Annotated in this window: 13 protein-coding genes; 4 read left to right on the forward strand and 9 right to left on the reverse strand. The window is 47.2% G+C overall.

The window, feature by feature from the left end; translation table 11 throughout:
- Positions 1-12 precede the first annotated feature (12 nt).
- The 3 genes from ABDB98_RS16010 to ABDB98_RS16020 all read right to left on the reverse strand — a co-directional run bounded on the left by ABDB98_RS16010 (position 13) and on the right by ABDB98_RS16020 (position 2,760).
- Entirely contained in the window at positions 13-882 is an 870-nt protein-coding gene (locus ABDB98_RS16010; protein WP_438422159.1) for an osmoprotectant ABC transporter substrate-binding protein, read from the reverse strand.
- A 62-nt stretch (positions 883-944) separates the two neighbouring features.
- Entirely contained in the window at positions 945-1,598 is a 654-nt protein-coding gene (locus ABDB98_RS16015; RefSeq protein ID WP_438420655.1) for an ABC transporter permease, read from the reverse strand.
- 16 nt (positions 1,599-1,614) lie between these two features.
- Positions 1,615-2,760, reverse strand: a complete 1,146-nt coding sequence (locus ABDB98_RS16020) for a betaine/proline/choline family ABC transporter ATP-binding protein (protein WP_438420656.1) — start codon at positions 2,758-2,760, stop codon at positions 1,615-1,617.
- A gap of 285 nt (positions 2,761-3,045) precedes the next feature.
- On the opposite strand from ABDB98_RS16020, the gene ABDB98_RS16025 reads away from it, so the two are divergent.
- Positions 3,046-3,579, forward strand: coding sequence for a GbsR/MarR family transcriptional regulator (locus tag ABDB98_RS16025; protein WP_003151660.1), 534 nt, complete (start codon positions 3,046-3,048; stop codon positions 3,577-3,579).
- A 32-nt stretch (positions 3,580-3,611) separates the two neighbouring features.
- Here the strand turns inward: ABDB98_RS16025 and opuCD are convergent, their stop codons facing one another.
- The 4 genes from opuCD to opuCA are packed head-to-tail and all read right to left on the reverse strand — an operon-like array spanning position 3,612 to position 7,048.
- A complete protein-coding gene (gene opuCD / locus ABDB98_RS16030; RefSeq protein WP_060964245.1) occupies positions 3,612-4,286 on the reverse strand; it encodes a glycine betaine/carnitine/choline/choline sulfate ABC transporter permease OpuCD in 675 nt (224 codons plus the stop codon).
- Between the two features lie 17 nt (positions 4,287-4,303).
- Entirely contained in the window at positions 4,304-5,197 is an 894-nt protein-coding gene (gene opuCC, locus ABDB98_RS16035) for an osmoprotectant ABC transporter substrate-binding lipoprotein OpuCC (RefSeq protein WP_438422160.1), read from the reverse strand.
- Between the two features lie 37 nt (positions 5,198-5,234).
- Positions 5,235-5,888, reverse strand: a complete 654-nt coding sequence (locus ABDB98_RS16040; RefSeq protein ID WP_045925938.1) for an ABC transporter permease — start codon at positions 5,886-5,888, stop codon at positions 5,235-5,237.
- 20 nt (positions 5,889-5,908) lie between these two features.
- Positions 5,909-7,048, reverse strand: a complete 1,140-nt coding sequence (gene opuCA / locus ABDB98_RS16045; RefSeq protein WP_016937896.1) for an osmoprotectant ABC transporter ATP-binding protein OpuCA — start codon at positions 7,046-7,048, stop codon at positions 5,909-5,911.
- Positions 7,049-7,308: 260 nt separating this feature from the next.
- Here opuCA and ABDB98_RS16050 point away from each other — a divergent pair, with 260 nt between their 5' ends.
- Positions 7,309-7,866: a GbsR/MarR family transcriptional regulator gene (locus tag ABDB98_RS16050; protein ID WP_438420657.1), complete on the forward strand. Its 558-nt coding sequence runs from the start codon at positions 7,309-7,311 to the stop codon at positions 7,864-7,866.
- A gap of 21 nt (positions 7,867-7,887) precedes the next feature.
- Here the strand turns inward: ABDB98_RS16050 and ABDB98_RS16055 are convergent, their stop codons facing one another.
- Entirely contained in the window at positions 7,888-8,520 is a 633-nt protein-coding gene (locus ABDB98_RS16055; RefSeq protein WP_438420658.1) for an NAAT family transporter, read from the reverse strand.
- Positions 8,521-8,933: 413 nt separating this feature from the next.
- On the opposite strand from ABDB98_RS16055, the gene ABDB98_RS16060 reads away from it, so the two are divergent.
- Positions 8,934-9,629: a zinc ribbon domain-containing protein gene (locus tag ABDB98_RS16060; protein ID WP_326351477.1), complete on the forward strand. Its 696-nt coding sequence runs from the start codon at positions 8,934-8,936 to the stop codon at positions 9,627-9,629.
- Between the two features lie 40 nt (positions 9,630-9,669).
- Here the strand turns inward: ABDB98_RS16060 and ABDB98_RS16065 are convergent, their stop codons facing one another.
- Positions 9,670-11,448 (reverse strand): zinc ribbon domain-containing protein, encoded by a 1,779-nt coding sequence (locus tag ABDB98_RS16065; protein ID WP_438420659.1) that lies wholly within the window; start codon positions 11,446-11,448, stop codon positions 9,670-9,672.
- Positions 11,449-11,580: 132 nt separating this feature from the next.
- Between ABDB98_RS16065 and ABDB98_RS16070 the strand changes: the two genes are divergently transcribed.
- Positions 11,581-12,042, forward strand: coding sequence for a GNAT family N-acetyltransferase (locus tag ABDB98_RS16070; RefSeq protein ID WP_438420660.1), 462 nt, complete (start codon positions 11,581-11,583; stop codon positions 12,040-12,042).
- Positions 12,043-12,074: the final 32 nt, after the last annotated feature.

The raw sequence follows: 12,074 nt of genomic DNA on the forward strand, positions 1-12,074 counted from the left end.
ATCTCCTTTCCGTTATTCAAAGTAATGATGCTTTTCTAAAAATTCCTTTGCCACGACGGACGGCTCTTTTAATTGGCCGTCAACTTCGTAATTCATTTTCTGCATCATCTTTGTATCAATCGCGCCGATCATTTGATTGATCACGCCTTCCAGCTCGGGATGCTCGTTTAATACACGTTTCGGAACGACGGGTGAACAGTCGTACGGAGGAAAGAACTGCTTATCATCCTTCAGTGTTTTCAGTCCGTAAGCAATGATTCTTCCGTCTGTGGAATAAGCGAGCGCGATATCCATCTTCCTGCTTTTCAGCGCGTCATAAACGAGGCCGATCTGCATCGGATACGTGCCTTCAAATGACATTCCGTATGTGTTCATAAAATCCTGATATCCGTTGCCTCTCAGCTTCATCCAATAGTTATCAACGCCGAATTTCAGATGAGACGCCTCTTTTTTGACATCGGATACCGTTTCTAAATGGTATTTGCGGGCAAGCTGTCCGGAGACGGTAAAGACGTATGTATTATCAAAGCCGTAAGAATCAAACCATTTCATGTCATATCTGTTTTGAAATTCACGCTGAACGAGCCGCAGCGCTTTGTCCGGGTCTTTTTCCGGCTCCATGCGAAGCGTCCCGGTCAGCGCGTCTCCCGTATAGCGCGTCGCGGCGATATCAATATCACCGTTTATCAAGGACTGCTGCTGTACGGCATTGGAGCCGAGATTTTTAATAACTGATGTTTTCAAATCGCTGTGATGTTCAATCATCTGTCCGAGCATGCTCGCGATGATTTCTGATTCGGTCATGCTTTGCGCACCGATTTTGATGGTATCCTCCGACGCGGCGCTCAATCCCGGAAGCGAACAGCCGCCAAGGAGCAGCATGCCGATACAGGCGAATGCGAGCAGCCGTTTTTTGCATCTATTCCCCACGAGAGACCTCCTCCTTATGAAGCGTTTTTTATGTCTTTCAGCCCGTCAGGCGTGACTTTCCGTTCTGTCATCCCGAGCATGCAGTCGACGGCCGCCGCTAACATCGTGACCGGAACGGCGCCGGCGATAATATACTCCGGCTGATAAAGGTTCAAGCCGATAAAAATGTAATCTCCCAGCCCGCCTCCGCCGATAAATGAGGCAAGTGTCGCCCAGCCGATCAAATAAATCGAAGACGTCCGGATGCCCGCCATGATGACCGGGGCGGCAAGCGGGAGCTCTACAAGCCTGATCTGCTCCCATGCGGTCATGCCGATCCCTTTTCCCGATTCAAGAAGATGCCGGTTGACGCCGAGGATTCCCGTATACGTGTTTCTGAGAATCGGCAGCACGGAATAGAAAAACAGCGCCGCAATGGCCGGGACCTTTCCCACGCCTAAAAGCGGAATAAAAAATGCGAGAATGGCAAGGCTCGGCAAAGTTTGGATGATATTGACGATGCCGATGACTGTGCCGGCGCCTCTTTTCATCCTCGTCAGCAGGACGCCGAGCGGAACGGCGGCGAGAATGCCCGCCATGACGGCGATTAATGAGATGTACAAGTGCTCCCATGTTTTATAAAGCAGTTCCGCACCGTTTGTCTGTAAAAATTGCATGGTCTGATTCATATCAATTGAAGCCTCCTCATGACATCACCGCGAGCTCTTTCTCTTCTCCCCAAATGGAGTCATAGACGATGTCAACGAGGCTTGCCCTTGTCACGATTCCCGTTAAACGGCCGGCTTCATCAATGACGGGCACAAATTTCATGCCTCTTTTTAAAATTTTATGGACGGCGTCGCGAAGCAGGGTGCCGCTTCTGACCGTGTATAGATCGCGCTCAAGTACTTCCGAGACGGTTGCCGCCTGTCTTCGTTTGCGGTCAATCATTTCCACATCGACATAACCTTGGAGAATATTCTTCTCATCGATGACGAGCAGCGAATCCACCCGCTCGGCGCGCATCAGCTGAATGGCAGCTGACAGCGTTTTCTCAGGTGTTACCGTCACCGGGGCGGAATTCATGATCTGCTCCACCCGTTCAATATCAGGGCTGGATGATTGAATCAGCCGTTCTTTGCCGATAAACTCCTCGACAAATTCATCCGCCGGAAATCTGAGAATGTCATCAGGCGTTCCGGCTTGGACGATTTCTCCCGCTTTCAGAATGACGATTCTGTCCGCAAGTTTGATGGCTTCGTCCATATCATGGGTAACAAATACGATGGTTTTATGTAAGGTTTTTTGCAGTTTTTTAAATTCTTCCTGAAGGGAATCCCTCGTAATCGGGTCAAGCGCCCCGAACGGTTCATCCATTAAGATAAGCGGCGGCTCTGCGGCAAGTGCCCGTAATACACCTATTCGCTGCTGCTGTCCTCCGCTCAGTTCATGAGGGTAACGGTCTAAATATTCAGGCCCCATATCAACGAGCTTTAAAAGCTCCCGCGCCCGTTCCTTCCGTTCTTTTTCAGGATGTTTTAAAAGTTTCGGAACGAGGGTAATGTTTTGCTGAATGGTCATATGCGGAAACAGCCCGATCTGCTGAATGACATAGCCGATGCTTCTTCTAAGTTCCACCGGGTCTTGTTCCATAATGTTTCGGCCCTCTATCAGGATTCTGCCTTCTGTCGGTTCAATTAAGCGGTTGATCATTTTCATCGTCGTCGTTTTCCCGCAACCGCTCGGCCCGATAAAACAAATAAATTCGCCCTTAGCGATATTCAGGTTGATGCTGTTGACGGCTTTTTTTCCGCCTTTATACGTTTTCGAGACATTTTCTAATGTCAGCAAATACTCACACCTCCATGATTAAGTTTATTCAATTCGTTAAATTTGTATTTAACTTTTCAGACAATTGAATGTTTCCCATTATAAATTAAACTTTATAAATAAAAAAGTTTACAATTTGTCCATATTATATATAAAGGTTGTGTAAGCACTGATTTACCCGTATTGACCGGCAAAGTTCTTCTTATTGCTCCGAATTACTGCCAAATTCTCTCGGAAGAGCATTTCCGCCGGTTTAAAAATATGGTATATTGACATCGGAATTGCTGACTGAAAGGATTGAAACTGTTGGAGAAAGATCCGTTACACGTAATCGAACAAGCCGAAGATCATTTAATAGAACGAATCGCTGAAAATATGCATACATTCGGGATGCCCGCGACGGTGGGACGCATTTTAGGCATTATTTATATGAACCGCAAGCCGATGACCTTAACTGAATTATCAGAAGCGACCGGCATGAGCAAAACGAGAATGAGCCAGGCCGTCCGTGAAATGCTTGACGTCAATCTGGCGGAAAAAGTGTTTGAAAAAGGCGTCCGCAAAGATTTATACGACGTCGAGCAGGATTATTACCAAACCTTTATTACGCTGTTTACGGCCACATGGAGCAAGGTCGTCAGCAAAAATAAGATGATGCATAAAAAGCTGAACCGCGAACTGACGGCCGTTCTTGAAAACGGCGTGCCGGAGGAAGCTGAGGAAAAAATCAATGAACTGCTGAAAGAATTAAAGGATTGGCTTGATTACTACAATTGGATCAGCCGCCTGATCGAGTTTTTCGAAAGCGAAGAAATTTTCAAGCATGTTCCGAAGCCATAAGAAAAAACGCCCTGACCCGCAAGGCGTTTTTTTCATGCCGCATTCGGCGCTTTGGATCGTTTTTTCTTTCTCCCCGGACTCAGCGCCCGCTCCAGCCACGCCATCACAAGATCTGCGATAACGGCCATCAGCGCTGTCGGGATGGCGCCGGCTAAAATAATCGCGGTTCCGTTCGTGGCGTTTGAGCCTCTGACAATAATGTCACCGAGTCCGCCAGCGCCGACAAACGTACCGATTGCCGTAATGCCGATCGCGATGACGAGCGCCGTCCGCAGCCCCGCCATGATGACGGAGAGCGCAAGCGGCAATTCCACCATGCGGAGCACTTGAAATTTGGTCATGCCCATCGCTTTTCCCGATTCAAGATAAGCGTGTTCAATGCTGGCGATTCCCGTGTACGTATTCCGGATGATCGGAAGAAGCGAATATAAAAACAGCGACAAAATCACCGTATTGGCGCCGAGCCCCATGACAAGCATCAGCACCGCGAGCATCGCAAGCGCCGGCACGGTCTGAATCACGTTTGTCACCGCGAATACCCAGCCGCTTAATGTTCTGTATCTGGCAATGAAGATGCCGAGCGGAATCCCAACGATCGCCGCAAATAAAACGCCGTATACCGACATGAGAAAATGGCGGTAAAACTCCTGAAGCACATAGGCGCCGTTTTGAGAATAATAAGTGCCGAGCTGCTGCAGCACTTCCATTTGCCCCACCTCATTTCTTATTCAAAATAATGATGTTTCTCCAAAAATTCCTTAGCGACGACGGACGGTTCTTTCAGCTTGCCGTCCACCTCGTAATTCAATTCCTGCATCGTTTGCGTATCAATTTTGCCGATCAGTTTATTCACAATGCCTTTCAGTTCCGGATGCTGTTTCAGCACGCTGTCGGGGATGACCGGCGAACAGTCATACGGCGGGAAAAACTGCTTGTCGTCTTTTAAAATTTTCAGATCGTATGCTTTAATCCGTCCGTCCGTTGAATAAGCGAGGACGGCATCCATTTTCCCGTTTTTCACGGCATCGTATACAAGTCCGATCTGCATCGGATAGGTTGTGCCGAATTCAAAGCCGTACGTATCGGTGAAGCCCTTATAGCCGTCGCCTTTTCGTTTCAGCCACGCATTATCTACACCGAGCTTAAATTGATCCGCATACTTCTTAATATCTGATACTTTGTCTAAATGGTCTTTTTCCGCAAGCTCTTTCGTGACGGTAAAAGCGTATGTGTTTTCAAACCCGTAAGAATCAAACCATTTGTAATGGAAGCGTTTCTCAAATTCTTTCTGCACGATGGATAATGCTTTTTTCGGATCTTTTTCCGCTTCCATGCCGAGGGTGCTCGTTAAGTCAGTTCCTGAGTAACGCGTCGCGGCGATATCGATTTCACCGCCGAGCATCGCCTGCTGCTGGACATAGTTTGATCCGAGGTTTTTAATTAATGCCGTATTCAAATCTGTATTGTGCTCAATCATCTGTGCGAGCATATTGGCGATAATTTCTGATTCCGTCATGCTTTGCGCCCCGATTTTAATCGTATCATCGGAAGCCCCGCTCAGCCCGGGAAGGGAACAGCCGCCTAAAAATAGAGCAGCCGACAGCGCCAGCGCGCACATCCATCTCTTTAGGTTTCTTTTCAAAACAGCCAACTCCTTATGATACTTCCTTCAGTCCTTTCAGCCCTTTCGGCGTCACCTTCCGTTCCGTCGCCGCCAGCAGATAATCGATGATAATGGCTAAAATGGTGACAGGCACGGCGCCGCCGATAATATATTCAGGCTGATAGAGATTCAGGCCGATAAAAATATAGTCTCCGAGCCCGCCGCCCCCGATAAAAGAAGCAAGCGTCGCCCAGCCGATCAGATAAATGGTGGATGTGCGGATGCCCGCCATGATTACCGGAACCGCAAGCGGCAGTTCCACAAGCCTGATCTGCTCCCAGACCGTCATCCCGATGCCTTTTCCCGATTCCAGCAGATTTTTGTTTACGCCTTGAATGCCGGTGTACGTGTTCCGGAGAATCGGCAGCACCGAATAGAAAAACAGCGCGACGATCGCCGGCAGCTTTCCCACCCCTAACAGCGGGATAAAGAATGCCAGTATCGCGAGGCTCGGCAAGGTCTGCACAATGTTGACGGCGCCGATGACAGCGCCTGCGCCCTTTTTCATTCTCGTCAGCGCCACTCCGAGCGGAACGGCGACGAGAATGCCTAATATGACGGCGATGATTGAAATATATAAATGCTCCCACGTTTTATATAACAGCTCTCCGCCGTTCGTCTGCAAAAACTTGATCATTTCATTCATTGTAAGCGTTCCTCCCCTTGTCAGCCTGTCACCAGCTGGTCTTCCTCGCCCCAGATTGAATCGTAAACGATGTCGACAAGGCTCGCTCTCGTGACAATCCCGACCAAATGCCTTTGTTCATCAACGACGGGTACGTATTTCATTCCGCGCTTTAAAATTTTGCGTACAGTATCGCGGAGCAGCGTCCCCTGTTCGACCGTATACAGATCAGAGCGGAGCACGTCGCCGACGAGGCTTGCTTTTTTCCGGTTCTGATCAATGATTTCGACATCTACATATCCTTGCAGCACATTCAGGTCATCAACGACAAGCAGGGAATCGACCCGGTGCTCCCGCATTACCTGTATCGCCTGCGAAAGCGTTTTGTCCGCCGTAACGGTGACGGGCTTTTTGTTCATCATTTGCTCGACGCGTTCAATGTCCGGTCTTGATTGCAATAACCGTTCTTTGCCGATAAATTCTTCGACAAACTCATTAGCCGGATTTCGGAGGATGTCATCAGGAGTGCCGGCCTGAACGATCTCTCCCGCTTTTAAAATGACGATCCGGTCAGCCAGCTTAATGGCTTCATCCATGTCGTGGGTTACAAACACAATCGTTTTATTCAGTGTTCTTTGCAGTTTTTTGAATTCTTCCTGAAGCGAATCACGTGTAATCGGATCAAGCGCTCCGAACGGTTCATCCATGAGAATAAGGGGAGGTTCCGCTGCCAGGGCCCGCAGCACGCCGATTCTCTGCTGCTGTCCGCCGCTCAGCTCGTGAGGATAGCGGTCTAAATATTCCGGGCCCATATCGACGAGCTTCAAAAGCTCCCGCGCCCGTTCCTTCCGCTTTTGTTCCGGCCATTTCAGCAGTTTCGGCACGAGGGAAATGTTCTGCTGAATGGTCATGTGGGGGAAAAGTCCGATCTGCTGAATGACGTAGCCGATTTTCCGTCTCAGCTCCACGGGGTCCTGCTCCATGATATTTTCGCCATCGATAAAAATCTTTCCTGATGACGGCTCAATCAGTCTGTTAATCATTTTCATCGTCGTTGTTTTTCCGCAGCCGCTCGGCCCGATAAAACAAATAAACTCGCCTTTTTCGATATTTAAATCAATGCTGTTGACGGCTTTTTTTCCGCCTTTATAGATTTTTGATACATTTTCTAATCTCAGCAATCCGTGCACCTCCGAAGGATTCCGTTATTTTTCTGAAAAGTATAATCTTTATTATAAGATGAAGTTTATAAAATAAAAAGTTTACAATGTGTTGAAATTACATATAATATACGTATTATTTGATGTTATCCCGCTGACAACGGGGACGTTCTTACAATCGCTCCGGATAGCTCGCATATCCTGCCGCATCATCTTTTTCAACAACTGTAAAAAATATGATATATTGTCAGCATGAAAAGCCAGTGAAGGGATGATCAGCCGTGGAAAAAAACGCTCTTGATATCATCGGTCAAGCTGAAGAGCATCTCATTGAGAGAATCGCCGAGAATATGCATACATTCGGAATGCCGGCCACACTGGGGCGTGTGCTCGGTATTATTTATATGAACCGAAAGCCGATGACGTTAAATGAGCTGTCAGAGGCGACCGGCATGAGCAAAACGAGGATGAGCCAGGTGGTCCGCGAGATGACCGATGCCAATCTGGCTGAAAAAGTGTTTGAAAAAGGCGTTCGGAAAGACCTTTACGACGTGGAGCGTGATTATTACCAGACGTTCATCTCCCTGTTTACGGCAAATTGGACAAAGGCGGTCAGCAAAAATAAAATGCTGTATAAGAAGCTGAACCGTGAGCTGACTGAGCTTCTGGAATCGGAAAACCTCAGTCCCGGAATTGAAGAAAAAGCCCGTCAGCTTTTGGACGAACTGACGGACTGGCTTCATTATTATGACTGGCTGAGCCGTTTGATAGAATTTTTTGAGAGTGAAGAAGTGTTTCAGCATGTGCCGAAAATAGAAAAAAGCAGCGCCCGCAGATAACCGGGCGCTGCTTTTTTTAAATCAGGATACCAATATCGGGAACATGCCTTTCAGACCGGCGCCGATCATGCCGATCGCCACTACCGCCAAAATCAAACCCATCAGCCGGGTAATCACGTTCATTTCGGTTTTTCCGAGCTTGTTGCTGATGAAAGAAGAATAGTGAAAGAAGATGAAAGTCATCGCGATGACGGCCGCAATACCGATCAGCACGCTGATGTAATGGAAGATGCCGCCGTGGCCGGCCGACAGGCTCATTACCGTCGCAATCGTTCCGGGACCGGCGATAATCGGAATCGACAGAGGCGTCACGGAAATATCCGCTTTCTCCTTGCTTTCCCCTTTCTCTTCATGATGAAGGGACTGCACATGTGATTGTTTCGCGTTCAGAAGATTATAAGCGATGCCGAAAATAAAAATGCCGCCCGCGATACGCAAGGCATGAATATTAATGTCAAACAGTTTAAAGATCAGATGGCCGAAGATTAAAAATGCCGCCAAGATGATAAACGACAGCACGGACGCCTTGCGTGCGATCGCTGTCCGTTCTTTCTCCGGGCAGCCCTCTGTCAGTGAAAGAAAAATCGGCACGTTTCCGATGGGGTTGGACACTGCAAACAGGGAAATGAAGACATGAATGATAAATGAAAACATGCGTACCTCCTTATGACTTGCCGTTGTGATTTATGTTTTGTTTTCCGCTGTTTCTTATGCATGATTTTTACCCCGGTGCCTGCTTCTTGTAACCTCAGCCGGCCGATCCGGAAACAGAAAAAAACCGCCCTTACAGGACGGTTTTTTCCGTTTGCTATCTCCATAAGCCTTTTCCGAATTTCAACAGCCGATAAAGCATTTTTAATTTTTTTAGCATCTGTTAATTTCCTCTATCACCCTGAATCAATACTCTCGTTAAAAATTCTACCATAATGGGTACTTTTTCTCTATTATCAAATAATAGAGAAAGTGAATTGTATATCTTTAGAAATCTCCGTTACATCCGTCCTATTTTCTTTTATAATGTAAATATTAAACAAAATCCCTATCTTACATGTAAAAGGAGTTTTAGAATGTATTGTCCTCAATGCGGCCATCATACAGATGGCGGAAAGTTTTGTGAAAAGTGCGGTGCGCCCCAGCCCAACCAGACCGGTTCAGGCCAAATGCAGGCCGGCGCTGCTGCTAAACAGGCTTCAAAGCAATTTGCCTTATTCGTGCTTAATGTGTTAAAGAAACCGTATCAGACATGCAAAACGACAGGCGGTGAACAGCTTGTCAGCAGCATAATCAACATGGTGCTTTTCTGTCTGGTAACGCCGATTATGATGTATATTCTCTTATCAGACGGCTTTCGTGACGTCAGTTTTACCGCGGTTGTGATCAAACCGGCGCTTACCTTTGCCATATGTGTATTCTGCCTGTATCTCCTGATTTTTATCGCGTTGAAGGCCGGCGGCGCGCAGGTGTCATTTAAAGATTCGCTGTCCAGATTCGGGGCGTTTTTGATTCCGTTTACGGCTATTTTGCTTCTTGCACTCATTTTTATGCTGATGCACACAACCGTTTGCTTTACCATCCTGGCTGTCGGTCTTTTAGGAGCGGCGTTTGCCGTGCCTCCGCTCATGCTGGCGAGCTACCAGCACCAGCTCACGGCTAAAGCGGATATCACTTATGCTGTTATCGTCATCTATTTCATCATTTGCGTCACGTTTCAATTCACAATCAAGCATTACACAAAAGAACTCATGAATTATTTTTTCTTTTAAAAACGAAAACCCCCGCCGCCTGGTTGGCGCGGGGATTTTTTTATTGAATGGATGTTAAATAAATTCTTCCGTCTTTCACAACGCCGCCATACGTCCAATTGTATGTTCTGAGCTTCGGACTGCCGCCGGCTTTCGTAATATAAAACTCCTCATACGTATGAATCGTCAGATGGGAGCCGTTCTGCGAAAAGCTTTTGACATTCACTTCATTAAATACTTCTGTCGTTCCCTCGCCGTATAGTTTTTTAACCAGTTTTTGCTGATCAGCATACAAAGGGCTTCCCTCTTCCAAATTGCCCGCCATGATGGCGAAATTGTTCAGGCTGACGGCGCTTGATTGATTTGTCAGGTAATCAGCCATAAACGATGTGACTTGTTCATTCGTGAGGCTGCCTGAAGCTGCCTTTCCTTTGGATGACGCCCATGCGGATGTGTAGGTTTTCGGCTGGTCGTTTTTTATTTTTTTCACATTTGCCCCAGAAGAATCTGAGGCTGGATCAGCTTTTTCAAAAACCCATTTTTTATGCTTTGTATCATATGACAGTACATAATGAAAGCTCGGTTCAGCCTCTTCCATATCAGGCTTCGTATTCCCGTCGAAATAAGCAGACTCATGAAGCTCTTTACCTGTAACAGTTACTTGCCAGCGGCCGTTCTCTTGTGAAATCGCAAATGAGTCCAGATCAAAGCTTGTCTCTTTATACTGATCCTTCAAAAAAGTGCCGGAACTCTTCATGCCGGAAACCACTTCTTTCGTCTGCTCCTTCCACGCTGAACCAGCCTCTGTCATCTGGTCCGTATTTCCGTCTGCCATGGCTTTCGTATACTGCTTCGTTGTTTTGACAATCGTGTCCATGATTGTTTTTTGTGTATCTTGATCGGGAATTAGCGTTAGTTCCATGTCAGTGCCATTGATCGGAACATCGGCAGTTTTTGTTTCCCCCCAAGGAAAATCAGCCTCCACGGCGGCTGTCATGGAGCCGTCAGTTAAGAGCGGGCCGTATGTAACGGACTTAAAAGGATCTTTATGGACGGACTTGCCGTTTATCAGCAGATCGCCTTTCGCGTTTTTGAAGCTGTCTGCCGGAGTGAACGTCACATCCTCGGCGTCTAACGGCAGGTCAAACTCAACATTCCGGCTTCCGGCTGCCTCCTCCTCTTGCTTTTTGACAACGTCAACCGTGTCATTTTGAAGCTTGGCTTCCGCCGTATAGACACCGGGTGCATACGGACCGAATGTTTGGACTTCATCAGCTTTTTTGACCGTACCGATTTTCTCGCTGTTGATATAAAGATCGGCGCCTTTATAATTGCTGGTGATGCGGAAATAAACCGGATCGACTTTCAGTTCATAATGGTCGAACAAGAGAAGGGTTTTTCCCTCTTTTTTGACGTATACCGCATCTTTTTCAGATGAATGGCCGCGAAGCGATTCCAGCAGTTCACCGTGTTTCTTTGCGTATGCAAGGAGCGGTTTGACATTGGTCTCATTCAGCTTCAATTTTTTGTCTGAAGGAGTGAGAAGGGCTGCGAGCTTTTTCGTATCCCCGTCATGAACCGCCTGTTCGAATTGATCCGTGAGCCTTTTTTCAGATGTCAGCCAGGCTCCGGTTTTATATGCGGCAATCAATAAGATCAGCGCTGCGGCGATGCTTCCCCATAAGAAGAGCGTTTTTTTAGGGATCGGCTTTCTCGGCTGTGATGCGGATTCAGCCGCCTGCCGCTCCAGCCGGCTTCCTTTCCCGATCGGCTTTCCGCATTCTTTACAGAAATGCGCCTCTTCATTATTCTGTCGGCCGCAATATTTACAAAAAAACATGACTTTCCTCCTATTCAATCTGCAAAACTTGTATAACTTTTCCTATGTTTCATATTTTATAATAAAGTAGAATGATTTTGGAGTTATTTTGAAAAAATAGCTGCCGATCACAATGAAGGAGGAGAAACGGACATGCAAAAACTGAGCATCCGAAAAGCGGCAGAGCGGGATGAAGCGCTGTATGAATTATTGCTGCTGGCCGATCCGTCAAGGGAAATTGTCGATGATTATCTTGCCAGAGGCGAATGCTATACGGCTTGGACGTCAGACGAGCTTGCAGGGGTTTACGTCTTATTGCAAACAAGGCCGAAAACCATAGAAATCGTAAACATCGCGGTAAAAGAATCTCTGCAGAACAGAGGGTTTGGAAAGCAGCTGGTGCGGGATGCCATTGAAAAAGCAAAACAATCGGGAGCTGACACGATTGAAATCGGCACCGGAAACTCCAGCATTCATCAGCTGTCACTCTATCAAAAATGCGGATTCCGCATTCAGGCTGTCGACCATGATTTTTTTGTCAGACATTATGATGAAGATATTTTTGAAAACGGCATTCAATGCCGGGATATGATAAGGCTTTATTTGGATTTATGATAAAAAGGGGCGCCGGCTGATAATCGGCGCCC

This window comes from Bacillus siamensis, assembly GCF_051628075.1.
Taxonomy (GTDB): domain Bacteria; phylum Bacillota; class Bacilli; order Bacillales; family Bacillaceae; genus Bacillus; species Bacillus siamensis.

What these genes read in the sequence shown, in the direction of transcription:
- opuCC (WP_438422160.1), bottom strand. Translation starts at nt 5,197, where the DNA reads ATGTGCGCGCTGGCGCTGTCGGCTGCTCTATTTTTAGGCGGCTGTTCC.
- ABDB98_RS16015 (WP_438420655.1), bottom strand. Translation starts at nt 1,598, where the DNA reads ATGAATCAGACCATGCAATTTTTACAGACAAACGGTGCGGAACTGCTT.
- ABDB98_RS16070 (WP_438420660.1), top strand. Translation starts at nt 11,581, where the DNA reads ATGCAAAAACTGAGCATCCGAAAAGCGGCAGAGCGGGATGAAGCGCTG.
- ABDB98_RS16060 (WP_326351477.1), top strand. Translation starts at nt 8,934, where the DNA reads ATGTATTGTCCTCAATGCGGCCATCATACAGATGGCGGAAAGTTTTGT.
- ABDB98_RS16055 (WP_438420658.1), bottom strand. Translation starts at nt 8,520, where the DNA reads ATGTTTTCATTTATCATTCATGTCTTCATTTCCCTGTTTGCAGTGTCC.
- ABDB98_RS16010 (WP_438422159.1), bottom strand. Translation starts at nt 882, where the DNA reads ATGCTGCTCCTTGGCGGCTGTTCGCTTCCGGGATTGAGCGCCGCGTCG.
- opuCD (WP_060964245.1), bottom strand. Translation starts at nt 4,286, where the DNA reads ATGGAAGTGCTGCAGCAGCTCGGCACTTATTATTCTCAAAACGGCGCC.
- ABDB98_RS16040 (WP_045925938.1), bottom strand. Translation starts at nt 5,888, where the DNA reads ATGAATGAAATGATCAAGTTTTTGCAGACGAACGGCGGAGAGCTGTTA.
- ABDB98_RS16065 (WP_438420659.1), bottom strand. Translation starts at nt 11,448, where the DNA reads ATGTTTTTTTGTAAATATTGCGGCCGACAGAATAATGAAGAGGCGCAT.